Origin of the sequence: Embleya sp. NPDC056575 (assembly GCF_042793325.1) — a bacterium.
Classification (GTDB): domain Bacteria; phylum Actinomycetota; class Actinomycetes; order Streptomycetales; family Streptomycetaceae; genus Embleya.
Genome location: NZ_JBHTVA010000015.1, coordinates 102892 through 117802 on the forward strand (window position 1 = coordinate 102892; position 14911 = coordinate 117802).

15 protein-coding genes are annotated in these 14911 nt (G+C 71.9%); 7 read left to right on the forward strand and 8 right to left on the reverse strand.

What is annotated here, in order from left to right:
- Nucleotides 1-112 precede the first annotated feature (112 nt).
- Both ACFRCG_RS14480 and ACFRCG_RS14485 read left to right on the forward strand, forming a co-directional pair.
- The gene (locus tag ACFRCG_RS14480) at nucleotides 113-1618 is read left to right on the forward strand and encodes an NCS2 family permease (RefSeq protein WP_380031429.1); all 1506 of its coding nucleotides are present in this window, start codon (nucleotides 113-115) and stop codon (nucleotides 1616-1618) included.
- A 39-nt stretch (nucleotides 1619-1657) separates the two neighbouring features.
- A complete protein-coding gene (locus ACFRCG_RS14485; RefSeq protein ID WP_380031432.1) occupies nucleotides 1658-2803 on the forward strand; it encodes an XdhC family protein in 1146 nt (381 codons plus the stop codon).
- Nucleotides 2804-2951: 148 nt separating this feature from the next.
- On the opposite strand, the gene ACFRCG_RS14490 is transcribed toward ACFRCG_RS14485, so the two are convergent.
- From ACFRCG_RS14490 to ACFRCG_RS14525, 8 genes are all read right to left on the reverse strand, one after another.
- Complete coding sequence (locus tag ACFRCG_RS14490; RefSeq protein WP_078978080.1) at nucleotides 2952-3161, reverse strand: CsbD family protein; 210 nt, start codon at nucleotides 3159-3161, stop codon at nucleotides 2952-2954.
- A 158-nt stretch (nucleotides 3162-3319) separates the two neighbouring features.
- The gene (locus ACFRCG_RS14495) at nucleotides 3320-4615 is read right to left on the reverse strand and encodes a family 2B encapsulin nanocompartment shell protein (RefSeq protein WP_380031434.1); all 1296 of its coding nucleotides are present in this window, start codon (nucleotides 4613-4615) and stop codon (nucleotides 3320-3322) included.
- Between the two features lie 291 nt (nucleotides 4616-4906).
- Entirely contained in the window at nucleotides 4907-5953 is a 1047-nt protein-coding gene (gene alc / locus ACFRCG_RS14500; protein WP_380031437.1) for an allantoicase, read from the reverse strand.
- Nucleotides 5954-6069: 116 nt separating this feature from the next.
- Nucleotides 6070-7413, reverse strand: coding sequence for an allantoinase AllB (gene allB, locus ACFRCG_RS14505; RefSeq protein WP_380031439.1), 1344 nt, complete (start codon nucleotides 7411-7413; stop codon nucleotides 6070-6072).
- Complete coding sequence (locus tag ACFRCG_RS14510; RefSeq protein ID WP_380031441.1) at nucleotides 7410-8531, reverse strand: glycerate kinase; 1122 nt, start codon at nucleotides 8529-8531, stop codon at nucleotides 7410-7412. The genes allB and ACFRCG_RS14510 overlap by 4 nt, the downstream gene beginning before the upstream one ends.
- Nucleotides 8532-8699: 168 nt before the next feature.
- A complete protein-coding gene (gene gcl / locus ACFRCG_RS14515; protein ID WP_380031443.1) occupies nucleotides 8700-10415 on the reverse strand; it encodes a glyoxylate carboligase in 1716 nt (571 codons plus the stop codon).
- Nucleotides 10415-11371, reverse strand: a complete 957-nt coding sequence (locus tag ACFRCG_RS14520) for a 2-hydroxy-3-oxopropionate reductase (RefSeq protein ID WP_380031445.1) — start codon at nucleotides 11369-11371, stop codon at nucleotides 10415-10417. The genes gcl and ACFRCG_RS14520 overlap by 1 nt, the downstream gene beginning before the upstream one ends.
- Complete coding sequence (locus ACFRCG_RS14525; RefSeq protein ID WP_380031447.1) at nucleotides 11368-12210, reverse strand: hydroxypyruvate isomerase family protein; 843 nt, start codon at nucleotides 12208-12210, stop codon at nucleotides 11368-11370. Before ACFRCG_RS14525 ends, ACFRCG_RS14520 begins: the two co-directional genes overlap by 4 nt.
- Nucleotides 12211-12352: 142 nt before the next feature.
- On the opposite strand from ACFRCG_RS14525, the gene ACFRCG_RS14530 reads away from it, so the two are divergent.
- From ACFRCG_RS14530 to pucL, 5 genes are all read left to right on the forward strand, one after another.
- Complete coding sequence (locus ACFRCG_RS14530) at nucleotides 12353-12610, forward strand: thiamine-binding protein (protein WP_380031449.1); 258 nt, start codon at nucleotides 12353-12355, stop codon at nucleotides 12608-12610.
- Nucleotides 12607-12969: a helix-turn-helix domain-containing protein gene (locus ACFRCG_RS14535; RefSeq protein WP_380031451.1), complete on the forward strand. Its 363-nt coding sequence runs from the start codon at nucleotides 12607-12609 to the stop codon at nucleotides 12967-12969. The genes ACFRCG_RS14530 and ACFRCG_RS14535 overlap by 4 nt, the downstream gene beginning before the upstream one ends.
- A gap of 159 nt (nucleotides 12970-13128) precedes the next feature.
- Nucleotides 13129-13626, forward strand: a complete 498-nt coding sequence (gene uraD, locus ACFRCG_RS14540; protein WP_380031453.1) for a 2-oxo-4-hydroxy-4-carboxy-5-ureidoimidazoline decarboxylase — start codon at nucleotides 13129-13131, stop codon at nucleotides 13624-13626.
- Entirely contained in the window at nucleotides 13623-13964 is a 342-nt protein-coding gene (uraH, locus tag ACFRCG_RS14545; RefSeq protein ID WP_380031454.1) for a hydroxyisourate hydrolase, read from the forward strand. The genes uraD and uraH overlap by 4 nt, the downstream gene beginning before the upstream one ends.
- A gap of 4 nt (nucleotides 13965-13968) precedes the next feature.
- Entirely contained in the window at nucleotides 13969-14883 is a 915-nt protein-coding gene (gene pucL, locus ACFRCG_RS14550; protein WP_380031456.1) for a factor-independent urate hydroxylase, read from the forward strand.
- The last annotated feature ends 28 nt before the right edge of the window (nucleotides 14884-14911 follow it).

Genomic DNA, 14911 nt, shown 5'->3' on the forward strand with positions numbered 1-14911 from the left:
GCCCCCACGCAGGAAGGTCGTCGCGCCCGCCTGCCCGGAACAGGCTCCGGGCGGCCGTGCCGCGGCGACCGGCTCCACCCCAACAACACCTAGGACACTTGGGAGTGGGAAAGTGGCTCAGACATCGGTTCCGACGGAACCCGGCGAGAATCCCCCGAATCCGCCGCGCGGATCCGGGGCGACCGGGGCCGGCGACCCGCCGCCGGCCGGCTCGTCCGGTTCGGGCGCGTTGGACACGTACTTCCGGATCAGCGCGCGCGGCAGCTCGGTGGGCCGCGAACTGCGTGGCGGCCTCACCACGTTCATGGCGATGGCGTACATCCTGTTGCTCAATCCGATCCTGCTGGGCGGCAAGGACGTCAAGGGACACCAGCTCGACCCCGCGCAGGTCACCACGATGACCGCGCTGGCCGCGTTCATCACCACGGTGGCGATGGGCCTGATCGGCAACGTGCCGCTGGCCCTGGCCGCGGGCCTGTCGGTGGCCGGCGTGGTGGGCAACCAGGTCGCGGCCGAGATGACCTGGCCGCAGGCGATGGGCCTGTGCGTGATCTACGGCCTGATCATCATGCTGATGGTCGTCTCGGGCCTGCGCGAGCGCATCATGAACGCCATCCCGATGGCGCTCAAGTACGCGATCACCATCGGGATCGGCCTGTTCATCGCGATGATCGGGCTGAACAAGGCGGGCGTGGTGACCGAGAACGCCGCGCCGGGCGGACCGCCGGTGACGCTCGGGCCGGCCGGTGAACTCGCCGGCTGGCCGGTGCTGATCTTCGCGGTCACGGTGCTCACCATCTTCATGCTGATGGCCCGCGGCATCCGCGGCGCGATCCTGATCGGCCTGGTCTTGGGCACCGTGCTGGCGATCGTGGTCAACGCGATCGTCGACATATCCGACAAGACCTGGGGCGGCGGTGTGCCGAACCTGCCGGACAAGGTGGTCGATGCGCCGGACTTCGGGCTGTTCGGCGAGGTGAGCGTGTTCGGCGGCTTTTCCGAGGCCGGCGGCATCACCGCCTCCGTCCTGGTGTTCACCCTCGTCTTCGCGGGCTTCTTCGACGCGATGGCGACCATCATCGGCATCGGCAACGAGGCCGAGCTCGTGGACGACAAGGGCCGGATGCCCGGGCTGTCCAAGGCCCTGGCCATCGACGGTGCGGGGGGCATCGTCGGTGGGGTGACCAGCTCGTCGGGTCAGACCGTCTTCATCGAGTCGGCGACCGGCGTCGGCGACGGCGCCCGCACCGGGCTGGCCGGCGTGGTCACCGGCTCGATCTTCGGCCTGATGTTGTTCTTCACCCCGCTCGCCGGCGTGGTCCCCGACCAGGTCGCCGCCGCCGCGCTCGTGGTGATCGGCTCGATGATGATCACCCAGGTCAAGCACATCGACTGGGACGACAGGGCCGCGGCCATCCCCGCGTTCGCGACCATCGTGCTGATGCCGTTCACGTACTCGATCACCGCGGGCGTCGCCGCCGGCGTGATCGTCTACACGCTGATCAAGGCCGCCCAGGGCAGGTTCCGCGACGTCGGCCCGCTGATGTGGATCCTCACCCTGGCCTTCCTCGTGTTCTTCGCCCTGCATCCGATCAAGGAGTGGTTGGGCGTCGGCTGACGTCCGCATACCGCACCACCCACACCCCAGGAGACGTCGATGCTCGACCTCGGGAGCGAACTCGCGGCGTGGCGCCGTACGGGAACGCCGTACGCCCTGGCCACCGTCGTCGGCGTCGGCGGGAGCGCCCCCCGCCCCCCGGGCGCGGCGCTCGCGGTGGGCGCCGACGGCACGGTCGTCGGCAGCGTCTCCGGCGGGTGTGTGGAGGGTGCGGTGTACGAGTTGTGCCGCGAGGCGCTGGAGAGCGGCACCCCGGTGCTCCAGCGCTTCGGCCACCACGACGAGGACGCCTTCGCCGTGGGGCTGACCTGCGGCGGAGTGCTCGACATCTTCGTACAACGCGCCGGCGACGCGACGGTGGAGGCGGCCCTGGCCGCGGCCGAACGGGACATCCCCGTGGCCGCGGCCCGCGTCGTGGCCGGACCGGCGGCGCTGGTGGGGCGGGCGATCACGGTCGTGGGCGCGGCGCGCGCGGTGGCCCCCGCGGAGTCGGCGGTGACCGGTACGTTCGGCGCCGATCCCGCGCTGGACGCGTCCGTGGTCGCCGAGGCCCGAGCCATGCTCGCCCTGGGCCGCACCGGCCCGGTGACGCTGCGCCCGGACGGCCGTCCGTGTCCGGAGTCCGCCCCCGACGACGTCACCGTCTTCGTGGAGACCCGCACCCCGCCGCCGCGCCTGCTCGTCTACGGCGCGATCGACTTCGCGGCGGCGGTGACCCGCATGGGCAACCTGCTCGGCTACCGGGTGACGGTGTGCGACGCGCGGGAGGTGTTCGCCACGCGGCGGCGTTTCCCCGACGCGGACGAGGTGATCGTGGACTGGCCGCACCGCCACCTGGCCTCGATCGCGAACACCCTCGACGCCCGCACGGTGATCACCGTCCTGACCCACGACCCGAAGTTCGACGTCCCCCTCCTGGACCTCGCGCTGCGCCTGGATGTGTCCTACGTCGGCGCCATGGGCTCCCGCCGCACGCACGAGGCGCGCCTGACCCGGCTGCGCGAAGTCGGGCTCACCGAAGAGCGGTTGGCCGCGCTGCACTCCCCCATCGGCCTGGACCTCGGCGCCCGCACCCCCGACGAGACGGCCCTGTCCATCTTCGCCGAGGTGGTGGCCACGCGAACCGGCGCCACGGCCCGCCCCCTGCGCACCGCCACGGGCCCGATCCACCCCGCCGCGGCCTGACCCCGCCACCCCGCCATGCCGACGCCGACCTCGTCGACGCCCCCGCCCCGGGCCGGCCCGCTCGCCCACGCCGCGAGGCCCCCGGCGCACCGGGGGCCTCGCGGTTGCCCGACTCCCGTCGCACGCGGCGACCGGGCAGGCCCTGCGATCAGTCCCGCTTGAGCGAGCCCTTGATCTTGTTGATCGCCTCGTTGGCCTTGTCCTTGGCGCCCTCGACGGCCTGCTTGGCCTTGGCCGAGCCCTGATCCTGTTGGCCCTCGTCCCGCAGGTCCTCGTTGCCGGTCGCCTCGCCGACCTTCTCCTTGGCCTGGCCGGCTGCGTCCTGGGCCTTGTTGCGGATGTTGTCGTCGATGCCCATGTCTCGGGTCTCCTGTCGCGGTAGACCGCGCGCGTCCGTTGATCGCGCGACGTCCGGCCCGACCTATAACCGAAAACGACCGGTTTGACACCCATACATGGTTTTCGTGATCCTTCTCATCCGATCACCCCTGCCGCACACGGGGTGATCTCTCCCGCTCATCGGGCCCGGGAGATCTCGACGTTCTCCAGGACCCCCAGGGCGTCCGGAACCAGTACCGCCGCCGAGTAGTAGGCGGTGACCAGGTAGGAGATCAGCGCCTGCTCGTTGATGCCCATGAAGCGCACCGACAAGCCCGGCTGGTACTCGTCGGGCAGGCCCGTCTGGTGCAGGCCCACCACGCCCTGGTCGTCCTCGCCGGTACGCATCACCAGGATCGAACTGGTGTGCCCCGCCGAGATCGGGATCTTGTTGCACGGGAAGATCGGCACGCCGCGCCAGGCCGGGATCTGGTTGCCGCCCACGTCGACCGTGGTCGGGTACAGGCCGAGCCGACTGCACTCGCGGCCGAACGCGGCGATCGTGCGCGGGTGGGCCAGGAAGAGCCTGGAGCCGCGTCGCCGGCTGAGCAGTTCGTCCATGTCGTCGGGGGTGGGCGGGCCGGACCGGGCCTGGATGCGCTGATCGTAGTCCGCGTTGTGCAGCAGCCCGAACTCGCGGTTGTTGATCAGCTCGTGCTCCTGGCGCTCGCGCAACGCCTCGATGGTCAGCCGCAATTGCTGCTCGATCTGATCCATCGGCTGGTTGTACAGATCCGCCACCCGGCTGTGCACCTTGAGCACGGTCTGTGCGGCGCTCAACTCGTATTCGCGCGGCTTGAGTTCATAGTCCACGAAGCTGCCCGGCAACAGCGCCTCGCCGTGGTGGCCGGCGGACATCGGGATCTCCGCCTCGCCCTTGGCGTTCTGCGGCCGACTGGTGTCCTCGGCGTATTCGGCCAGGTGCGTGCGCAACGCGTCGGCCCCCACCGCGTCGAACGCTTCCCGGGTCATCTCGAGCACGATCACCGAGGTGGCCGCGGTCGCCGTGTACCCCCACGTCGCGTCCCGGTCGACGAGCATGCGCTCGCCGAAGTGGTCACCGTCGCCGTGCAGTCCGAGCACCGTGCGGTCGCCGTAGCGGCCCTCGCCGAACCGGTTGATCTTGCCGTGCACGACCAAAAAGACCCGGTCGGTCGGCTCCCCCAGGGTCGCCAGCGTCTCCCCCGCCGCGAACTCCCGCCGCACGAACCGGTCCGCCAGCGCGCGCAGCACCTCCTCGTTCCCGAATCCGCGCAGCGGCGCCAACTCGCCCAACTCCGCCGGGATCACCCGCACATCGGAACCGGTCTGGACGAACTGGACCCGGCCGTCCCCCACCCGGTAGCTCAGCCGTCGGTTGACCCGGTACGTACCACCCGATACCTGGACCCACGGCAGCATCTTCAGCAGCCATCGCGACGTGATGTCCTGCATCTGCGGGACGGTCTTGGTGGTCGTCGCGAGATTTCGCGCCGCCTCCGTCGCAAGACTCGAACGGGCCTGCGTGTCCTGGGCGTCACCTTCCGTGCGCGCCCCAGCATCGATCGACAACGATTCCGCCTCCCCTGGATGAACCCGTTTGCGCGGTCAATCGTCGCCGCTGCGCCGATGGCCGGCCATTACCCGAACGAGTGAGACTGGTGGGGGTGCGAACGGGCTAAGTAGCCCTGACGGAGGCTTCCCGCGGGATCTGCTCGCTCGTCTCGGATCCGACTCCCTCGTCGGCTATGCGGGTCCGGCGGTGTGGAGGCGGTCGCGCAGGGCGGTCAGGGCCGCCTCGGTCAGTCGGCCCGGCAGCCGCAGTCGGGCCACCCCGCCGTCCGGGAAGACCTCGATGCGTACGTGCGTGACCGGGGGCACGTCGGTGAAGCGGAATCGGTGTCGGGTGTCCGGCTGGACCCTGGTGCGCGGCAGCAGTTCGAACCAGGCGTCGGGATCCACGGCCGCGTCGCTCCCGGCCAGCGCGATCCAACCCGGCGCGTTCCCGAGGTAGTTGTCGATGTCGATCTCGGCGCCCAGGAGTTCGGCCCGTCCGACCAGGCGCAGCCGCACCCAGTCGTGGCCGGCGTCGCGCCGCCTGCGGGTCTCCCAGCCCTCGCCCATCACCCGCGAACGGCCCGGCGCGTTGAGGTTGTGCGGCGAGGAGAAGTAGCGGTCGCTGGCCGCCTCGGCGACCCCGCCGTACTCCTGCGCCGCGAGGTCCACGGTGAGCCCGTCGAGCCAGGCCGGATCCGGTACCGCCTCGCCGTGCACGCGCAGTCGGGCCACCCCGCCGTCGGGGAAGATGTTCAGCCGTACGTGGGTGAACCGCCGTGCCACGGCCACCTCGAAGGGATGCGCGGTATCGCCCCGCAGCTCGGTGCGGGCGACGATCGTGGTCCACGCGACCGCCGGGTCGAGCAGTTCCTCGACCGAGGGTGTGCCGGGCACGGAGGCGGCCTCGATCGAGGCGCCCGGCGGATGGTTGCCGGTGAAGAACGCGGTGTCGATCACGACCCCGCGCACGATGCCGGGCACGCCCAGGCGCACGATCGCCCAGTCGTGCGCGTCCGGTTCGGGGTGCGGGTGCGCTGCCGAGGGGCCGCGCCGGCGGCGGGTCTCCCAGCCGTCCATGATCTGCCCCCTGGGGCCGAACGTGTGCGGCGCGAAGACCGGCGGTTCGGCCCGGAGCAGGTTCTCCTTCTCCGCGAACCACTCGTCGTTCGCGGCGACCACGCCGGCGCCGAGCGCGCGCGAGGCCAGATTGACGTATGCGGTGAAGTCGGTGGTCATGGGGAATCTCCTCGCCCGGAACGGGAGTCGACAACCGCGGGCGGGCGCTCGCGGCTACGGGAGACCGCTCGGGGAAGGTGGGCCGTGGCCGCGCGGGCGGCGCATCGCGGGGGTGATCACGCGGCCGTCCCCACACGATCCAGCAGGCGCCCGCGCGGGGTGCCGTGTACGTTCACCGGCGCGCCCGCGAGCCACGTGGTGCGGACCACGCCGGTGAGCGTGCGACCGGCGTAGGGGGTGGCCGGATTGCGGTGGTGCAGCCCGCCCGGGTCCACCGTGAACACCGCGTCCGGGTCGAACGCGACCAGGTCCGCGTCGTATCCGGGCGCGATCGTGCCCTTGCGGGCCAGGCCGACCAGGCGTGCCGGTCCGGTCGACATCAGCGCGACCACCTCCGCCAGCGCCAGGCCGCGCGCCCGGGCCGCGGTCCACACCGTGGGCAGGCCCAGTTGCAGGGAGGCGATGCCGCCCCACGCGGCGGCGAAGTCGCCGACGTCGAGCCGCTTGAGGTCGGTGGTGCACGGCGAGTGGTCGGAGACCACGGCGGCGAACGCGCCCGCCTCGACCCCGCGCCACAGCCGCTCGCGGTTGTCCTCGGAGCGGATCGGCGGGCAACACTTGAACGTGGTGTCGCCGGCCGGCACCCCCTCGGCGACCAGGGTCAGATAGTGCGGACAGGTCTCGGCGGTGACCGCGATCCCGTCCGCGCGCGCGGCGGCGAGCAGCGGCAGTACGTCCGCCGAGGACACGTGCAGCACGTGCACCCGCGCGCCGGTGCGCCCCGCGGTGTCCAAGAGTTGCCCGACGGCGACCGTCTCCGCCGCGTCGGGTCGGGACGCGAGAAAGTCGGCGTAGGCCCGACCGGGCACCCGCGGCGCGGCGTCCAGGACCTGCGGCGCCTCGGCGTGGATGATCGCGAGCGCGCCCAGCCGGGCCTGTTCGGTCAGCGCCTCGGTCAGCTCGGCGGCGTTCACGTGCGGGAACTCGTCCACGCCGGAGGGCGCCAGGAAGCTCTTGAAGCCGTACACGCCGGCCCGGTGCAGCGCGGCCAACTCGCCCGTGTTGCCCGGGATCGCCCCGCCCCAGAAGCCCACGTCCACGTACACCCGCCCGCGGGCCGCGTCCCGCTTGATTCGCAGCGCGTCGACCGTGACGGTGGCCGGGATCGAGTTGAGCGGCATGTCGATCAGGGTGGTCACCCCGCCGGCGGCCGCGGCCCGGGTGGCGCTGGTGAAGCCCTCCCACGCGGTGCGGCCCGGCTCGTTGATGTGTACGTGGGTGTCCACCAGGCCCGGCAGCAGGGCGACGTCGCCCAGATCCTCGACCGGCGCGCTGCGGGCGGTGCCGTGGGGCAGCACCTCGGCGATCCGGTCGCCGGCCACGACCACGTCGGCGGGCCGCTCGCCGATGGGGGTGAGCACCCGGCGCGAGCGCAGCACGAGGGTGGGGGTGTGGGTCACGGCGCGTCCTCCGATGCGGTGAGCAGGTCGCGGGCCAACCGCTCGCCCGCGATCTCGGCGAGGGCGCCTGCGCGGGACGGGCTGTCGGGGCCCAGATCGGTCAGCGCGTAGGCGGCGACGATGCCGGCCGCGTCGAGTCGCTCCCGGCTCAACTCGACGCGGCCGCACACCACCGCCACGGGCACCCCCCGGGCCCGGGCGGCGGCGGCCACCCCGGCCGGTGCCTTGCCGTGCAGGGTCTGTGCGTCCAGGCTGCCCTCGCCGGTGACCACGAGCCGGGCCCCGTCGAGCAGTTCCGCGAAGCCCAGGAGGTCGAGCAGCAGGGCGATGCCGGGGCGCACGGTCGCGCCGAGCAGCGCCAGCGCGCCGAATCCGGCGCCGCCGGCCGCTCCCGCGCCGGGGGCGTCGGCCAGGTCCGGGGCGACCACCTCCGCCCAGCGCGCGAGGGCCGCGTCGAGCACGGCCACGTCGTCGGGTGTGGCGCCCTTCTGCGGCCCGTACACCGCCGCCGCGCCCTTGGGGCCCAGCAGCGGGTTGTCCACGTCCGAGGCGATCACCACCTCGACGCCGGCCAGCCGCGCGGCCAGGGCAGAGGCTCCGTCGATCCGGTCCAGCTCGCGCAGCGCGGCCCCGCCCGGGGGCAGGTCCGCACCGGCCGCGTCGAGGAGGCGCACCCCCAGCGCCCGGGCCAGGCCCGAGCCGCCGTCGGTGGCGGCGGCGCCGCCCAGGCCGAGCACGATCCGGGTGCAGCCCAGTTTGAGCGCGCGGGCGATCAACTCGCCCACCCCGGTGGTGTCGGCGGTCAGCGGCTCGGGTCCGCCGGGCAGCCGGGCGAGCCCCGATGCCTGGGCCAGTTCCACCACGGCGGTGGCGCCGCGTACCGCGAAGGCCGCGTCGACGGGCCGCCCCGTGGGACCGCTCACCCGCGCCCGGATCCGGGTGAAGCCGGCCGACACCGCGGCGTCGACCGTGCCCTCGCCGCCGTCGGCGACGGGCACCTCGCGAATCCGTGCGTCCGGGCGTGCCCGGCGGATCCCGGCGCCGATCCGGGCCGCGGCCTCCGCCGCGGTCAGGGTCCCCTTGAACTTGTCGGGGGCCAGCACGACGACCGGGCCCATGCGCTGCTCCTTCGGGTGAGCTGTCGGGTGGGCTGTACAGAGGGCACAGTCAACTACGCGGCCGCCGTTTCGGGCAGGACCGACGGGGACGGCAACCGCCCGGTGACGCGGGCACGACACCGGAATGGGTCGACGCCACCGGACGGAGTCGATGGGAGCGGCGGTCCGCTACGGCACCGGCTCGAACTCCTCGACCGCGTCGATCGCGGGCCCGTGCGGCGTGTTCGCCTCGCGCTCGATCATGATCTCCACCAGGACCGGCCGCGAGGTGCGCCGCGCCTCCTCGCGGGCCCACTCGATGCTCGGGCGGATGTCGCCCGGCTCGATCACCCGGGTGCCCGAACAGCCGTATGCCTCCATCAACTTGACGTTGTCGGTGCCCACCTCGTCGTAGTGGATGTCGACCTGGTAGTTCATCTCGTACGGGATCGACGCCTGCCTGATCAGGCCCAGATACTCGTTGTTGATCATGATGATCACGAACGGCACGTTGTACTGCGCCGCCACGGCCAGTTCCTCGACGAGATACTGGAAGCCGTAGTCGCCGACGATGCCCACCACCTCGGCGTCCGGATCGTTGTGCCCCAGCGCCTTCTTGACCCCGATCGCCGCCGGGATCTCCCAGCCGAGCGGGCCGGCCTGACCGCAGACCTGGTAGTGGCGCGGCCTGTACGCCTTCTGGTGCTGGCCGCCCCAGATCTGGTAGAGCCCGATCGCGGTGACGAAGTAGGTGTTCGCGTCGAAGATCTCGTTGATCTCCTTGTACACGCGCGGCGCCTTGATCGGCACGGTGTCGAAGTCCTCGCGCCGGGTCAACGACGCGCGCAACTCCCGGACCCGCGCGACCCACGCGCCCGCCTCACGGCGGATGCCGCGCTTCTCGGCGGTGGCCAGGATCGCCTGGAGGAACAGCCGGGTGTCCGAGACGATGCCCAGGTCCGGCTCGAACACCCTGCCGATCTGGGTGGGTTCGATGTCGACGTGGATGAACTTCCGCTCCCCCCGGTACACATCGAGCGTGCCGGTGTGCCGGTCGCCGAAGCGGGCGCCGAGCGCGAGCACCAGGTCCGACTCCAGGAACGAGGCGTTGCCGTAGCGCTGCGAGGTCTGCACGCCGGTCATCCCGCTGTAGAGCGTGTGGTCCTCGTCGATCGACCCCTTGCCCATCAGGGTGACCTGCACCGGGACCTGGAGCAGTTCGGCGAGTTCGACCAGTTCTTCGTGCGCCTCGCCGATGATCACCCCGCCGCCGGAGAGCAGCAGCGGGCGTTCGGCGGCGAGCAGCAGGTCCAGCGCGGCGTCCACCCGCGGCTGGTGCGGGTGTACCTCGGTCACCGGCAGCGGTGCGTCCACCTCGGAGTCCCACCCGATCTCCCGGCGCTGCACGTCCAGCGGCAGGTCGATCAACACCGGGCCCGGGCGGCCCGAGCGGGCCAGCCGAAACGCCTCGCGGAAGATCCAGGGAGCCTGTGCGGCCTCCTTGACCTGCACCGACCACTTGGTCACCGGTTTGGCGACCTCCACGATGTCGACCGCCTGGAACGCCTCCTGGTGCAGCTTGCTCGACACGGCCTGACCGGTGACGCACACGATCGGGACGGAGTCGGCGAGCGCGGTGTACAGGCCGGTGATCATGTTGGTGCCGGCCGGACCGGAGGTGCCGATCGCGACGCCGACACCGCCGTTGGTCCGGGCCCAGCCGTCGGCCATGTGGGTCGCGCCCTCTTCGTGCCGGACGATGAGGTGCTCGATCCCGCCGACCGCCTCCAGGGCCGCGTAGAGCGGCAGGATGGCCGCGCCGGGGCAGCCGAACACGGTGTCCACGCCCTCCGACTTCAGCACCTCCACCACGGCGTTCATGACCGGAACACGACGGGGTGCCATCAGTTGTCTCCCTGCTTCGAAACACTGTCCTTGGTGCCGACGGTCGCCGAACCACACTCGCGGGGACCGCCGTTGAGCCGTTCCAGGCCGAGCAGCAGGCCGGAGTGGTCCAGCCCGCCGCCGCCCTGGGCGCGCAGCGAGGCGACGAGTTGCGCGGTGAGTCCGGCGAGCGGCAGCACGAGGTCGAACTCGCGGGCCGATTCGGTGACGATGCCCATGTCCTTGTGGTGCAGGTCGATCCGGAACCCCGGCTCGAAGTCGCGGTCGCGCATCACCCGCCCCTTGCGGTCCAGGACGGTACTGCCGGCCAGTCCGCCGGCGAGCACCTTCAGCCCCGCCTCGGTGTCCACCCCCGCGCGCTCCAGGAACAGCAGTGCCTCGGCGACGAGTTGCATGTTGCCCGCGACGATCAGCTGGTTCGCGGCCTTGACCGTCTGGCCCGCGCCGTGTGGACCGACGTGCACGACCGTGCGGCCGAGCACCTCGAACAGCGGCCGGGCGGCGGCGAAGTCCCGCTCGGTGCCGCCGACCATGATCGAGAGCACCGCCTCGATCGCCCCCGCCTCGCCGCCGCTGACCGGCGCGTCCAGCACCCGCAGCTTGCGCTCGGCGCCGGCCCCGGCCACCGCGATCGAGGTGCCGGGCTTGATCGAGCTCATGTCGATCACCAGCGTGCCGGGCGCGACGGTCGCCAAGACGCCGCCCGCGCCGAACATCACCCGCTCGACCTGCGGGTCGGCCGGCACCATGGTGATCACCACGTCCGCCTCGCGCACCGCGTCGGCGATGCCCGCCGCGCCCTCGCCGCCGGCCGCGATCAGCCGGTCGATCGCGGCTCGCTCCAGGTCGTATCCGGTGACCCGGTGGCCGGCCCGGACCAGATGGGCCGCCATCGGGCCGCCCATGATGCCCAGACCGACGAAGCCGATCCGCCCGGTGTCCGCCGCGCCGGTCATCCGGTCCCTCCCTTGTTGCCGCGCAGCTCGCGCGCGAGCCAGCCGAAGCTGTCCGCGGCGGCGCCGACCGGCTTGTATTCGAGGCCGACGCGCCCGGTGTACCCGGCGGCGACGAGTCGGCGGAACAGGTCGTCGAAGTCCAGTTCGCCGGTGCCGGGTTGCCCCCGTCCGGGGGTGTCGGCGATCTGCACGTGGCCGAAGCGGTCGGCGTGGGCGTCGATCACTCCCGCCGGCGCCTCGCCGTTGCGGGCGAGGTGGTAGAAGTCGGCCAGGAAGGCCGTGTTGCCCAGGCCGGTCGCGGCGTTCACCTTGTCCACCACGGCGAGCGCGTCGGCCGCGCCGGCGAGCGGGTAGCGCGGGTTCTCCGGCGTGTTCAGCGCCTCGATCAGCACGGTCGCCCCGACCCGCTCGGCGGCGACGGCCGCCGACACCAGGTTCTCCAGGGCGAGTTCGTCCTGGGCCCGCGGATCCATGCCGTCCTCCCGGTTGCCGTACAGCGCGTTCAGCGCGCGGCAGCCCAGGCTCCCGGCGAAGCCGGTCGCGACGTCGATGTTGGCCCGGAAGCGCGCCGCCTCGGCGGGCCGGGACAGCAGGCCACGATCCCCGGCGGGCATGTCCCCGGCGTCGAAGTTCAGCCCGACCAGGGCGACGCCGGCGTCGCGGACGGCCCGGGCCAGCGCGTCCGACTCGGCGTCGGCGGGGATCGGCCCGGCGAAGGGCCACCAGAGCTCGATCTCGGTGAAGCCGGCCTCGGCGGCGGCCGCGGGCCGTTCGAGGAGCGGGAGTTCGGTGAAGAGGATCGAGAGATTGACGTCGAAGCGCAGTTCGCGAGCGCTCACGGGATCACCTCTTCCACGTCGATTCCATAATGCGGAAGTAATATTCTGCTGAACGAAATCATGCCACGCGGTTTCAACACTTTGTCAAGGGTGGGTGCGCGGCAGCCTGGCCTGCCCCGGATCGGCCGGCTAGGGTTCGGGCGTGCGATTGCGGATGGAGTTCTCGACCGAGCCGTTCGATCTGGACGGCGTGCCGGCCCATGCCCTGGAGGCCCGACGGGCCCTCGACGAGGCGGGTCTCGACGTGGAGGTCGGCCCGTTCGGTACGACCGCCGAGGGCGAGGCCGCGGTGGTGCTCGCGGCGCTGGACCGGGTGTGCCGAGGCGCGTTCGGGGTCGGCGCGTCCCGCATCTCGATCCAGGTGACGACCGTGCCGCAGACGCCGGGAGGCCGGGCGTGAGCACCGCCGAACACCCCCTGTCCGCCGCGATCAAGCCCCTGGTGACCGCGATCGGCGCCGAGTTCGTCCCGGTCGGCGACGCCGGCCCCGAGGACGTCGTGCTCGACTGGGAGGGCCACCCCGCCGTCGCCGTACGCCTGCCCGGCCTCGACAGCGCCCTGGACCGCCTCCTCGGCGAGGCCGAACGCCAATACGGCCCGCTGGCCGACCTCGGCCGCGAGGACAAGCAGCGGGTGGTCCGCACTCTCGAACAACGCGGAGCGTTCACCATCCGCCACGGCGTCGAGACGGTGGCCGCGGCCCTCGGGGTGAGCCGCTTCACCGTCTACAACTACCTGAACCGCGACGCGCGCCCCTGAACCGAGGTCGCACGATCACTCCGATGACGCACTTCAACAAACTGTTGACGATCGGGATTCGCACCGCCTAGCGTTCCGGCCAGTGCCGACGCCGGGTACTCGCTCGGGCGTGGTGCTCACCTCTGGACGGGAGTACCCGCGGAGCGAGGAGGTCTCGACATGCCATCGACCCCAGGGCTGAAACGGCTCGACGACGCGTCCATCGACGAGGGGATCCGACTGCTCGGGCAGGTATGCGCCAGTCGCGCCTGGATCGCGGCGGTGCTGGCCGGACGCCCCTACGCGGACCCGGACACGCTGTTCGCGGGCTCCGACGCGGCGACCGCCGCGCTCACCACCGACGATCTGCTGGAGGCGATCGCCGGACACGCCGTGATCGGGCGCCCCCGGCACGACGATCCGCGGTCGACCCGCGAGCAGGCGGGCGTACGACAGGCGGACGACACACTGTCGGCCGAACTGCGGGCCGGGAACATCGCGTACCGGGACCGGTTCGGCCGGGTCTTCCTGATCTGCGCGAGCGGGCGCGGCGCCGCGCAGATCCTGGCCGAACTGCGCCACCGACTCGACAACGACCCGGCGACCGAGTGGGAGGTCACCCGCGAGGAGTTGCGGAAGATCAACCGCCTGCGCCTGGAAGGGCTGATCCGCGCGTGATCTCCACCCACATCCTCGACACCAGCGAGGGCCGCCCGGCCCCCGGCGTCCCCGTCGAGTTGTCCCGGCGCACCGCCGACGGCACCTGGATCGTGCTCGGCACGTCCGCGACGAACGCCGACGGCCGCTGCCCGGACCTGCCGGCGCTCGGCGTCGATCCGGCCGCCGGCCCCGTCGACGTGCGCCTGGTCTTCGACGTCGGCGCCTACCGACGCGCCCGCGGCGAGACGCCGTTCTTCCCGGAGGTGCGGGTGGTCTTCACCGCCGATCCCGAAACGCACTACCACGTACCGCTCTTGCTCAACCCGTACGGATATTCCGTTTATCGAGGGAGCTGACAACATGCCGATGGTGCTCGGGCAGAACCAGTACGGAAAGGCGGAGACCCGCGTCGTCCGGGTCCGCCGCGACACCGAGCGGCACGAGGTCAAGGACCTCAACGTCGGCGTCGCGCTGTCGGGCGACCTGTCCGACACCCACCTGACCGGCGGCAACGACAAGGTGCTGCCGACGGACACCATGAAGAACACCGTGTTCGCCTTCGCCCGCGAACACGGCATCGACTCCGCCGAGGCCTACGGGATACGCCTGGCCCGGCACTTCGTCGAATCGCGGCCGTCGATCACCCGGGCCCGGATCCGGATCGAGGAATACCCGTGGAACCGGATCACCTCGGCCCCGGGGCGCGAGCGGTTCGTCGGCGCGGACGAGATCCACCACTCGTTCGTCCGCGACGCGAGCGAGACCCGCACCACCGAGATCGTCTGGGAACACGGACGGGCGCAGGTGGTCTCCGGACTGAAGGACCTGGTCGTGATGAACACGACCGCCTCCGAATTCCGGGGCTACATCAAGGACCGCTACACCACCCTCCAGGAGGCGTACGACCGCATCCTGGCCACCCGGGTCTGCGCCCGCTGGCGGTTCTCCTTCGACGCCTCCGCCGGCGCGGGCGAACCGGACTGGGAACGCTCGTACACACAGGTGCGCCGGCATCTGCTGGAAGCGTTCGCCGAGACCTACTCCCACTCGCTCCAGCAGAGCCTGTACGCGATGGCGGACCGGGTATTGACCCATCGGCACGAAGTGGACGAGGTCCGCCTGTCGCTGCCGAACAAGCACCACTTCCTGGTCGACATGGAGCGGATGGGCATCAAGAACGACAAGGAGGTGTACTACGCCTCCGATCGGCCCTACGGTCTGATCGAGGGCACGGTGCACCGTGAGGGTGTCACACCACTGATCCCGGTGGACTGAACCCACCGACACCGCTGCCGCGAAGGGA

Excerpts from the sequence above, each read along its gene's own strand:
- ACFRCG_RS14485 (WP_380031432.1), top strand. The coding sequence starts at position 1,658 with ATGCTCGACCTCGGGAGCGAACTCGCGGCGTGGCGCCGTACGGGAACG.
- ACFRCG_RS14490 (WP_078978080.1), bottom strand. The coding sequence starts at position 3,161 with ATGGGCATCGACGACAACATCCGCAACAAGGCCCAGGACGCAGCCGGC.
- ACFRCG_RS14495 (WP_380031434.1), bottom strand. The coding sequence starts at position 4,615 with ATGCAGGACATCACGTCGCGATGGCTGCTGAAGATGCTGCCGTGGGTC.
- alc (WP_380031437.1), bottom strand. The coding sequence starts at position 5,953 with ATGACCACCGACTTCACCGCATACGTCAATCTGGCCTCGCGCGCGCTC.
- ACFRCG_RS14510 (WP_380031441.1), bottom strand. The coding sequence starts at position 8,531 with ATGGGCCCGGTCGTCGTGCTGGCCCCCGACAAGTTCAAGGGGACCCTG.
- gcl (WP_380031443.1), bottom strand. The coding sequence starts at position 10,415 with ATGGCACCCCGTCGTGTTCCGGTCATGAACGCCGTGGTGGAGGTGCTG.
- ACFRCG_RS14520 (WP_380031445.1), bottom strand. The coding sequence starts at position 11,371 with ATGACCGGCGCGGCGGACACCGGGCGGATCGGCTTCGTCGGTCTGGGC.
- uraD (WP_380031453.1), top strand. The coding sequence starts at position 13,129 with ATGCCATCGACCCCAGGGCTGAAACGGCTCGACGACGCGTCCATCGAC.
- pucL (WP_380031456.1), top strand. The coding sequence starts at position 13,969 with ATGCCGATGGTGCTCGGGCAGAACCAGTACGGAAAGGCGGAGACCCGC.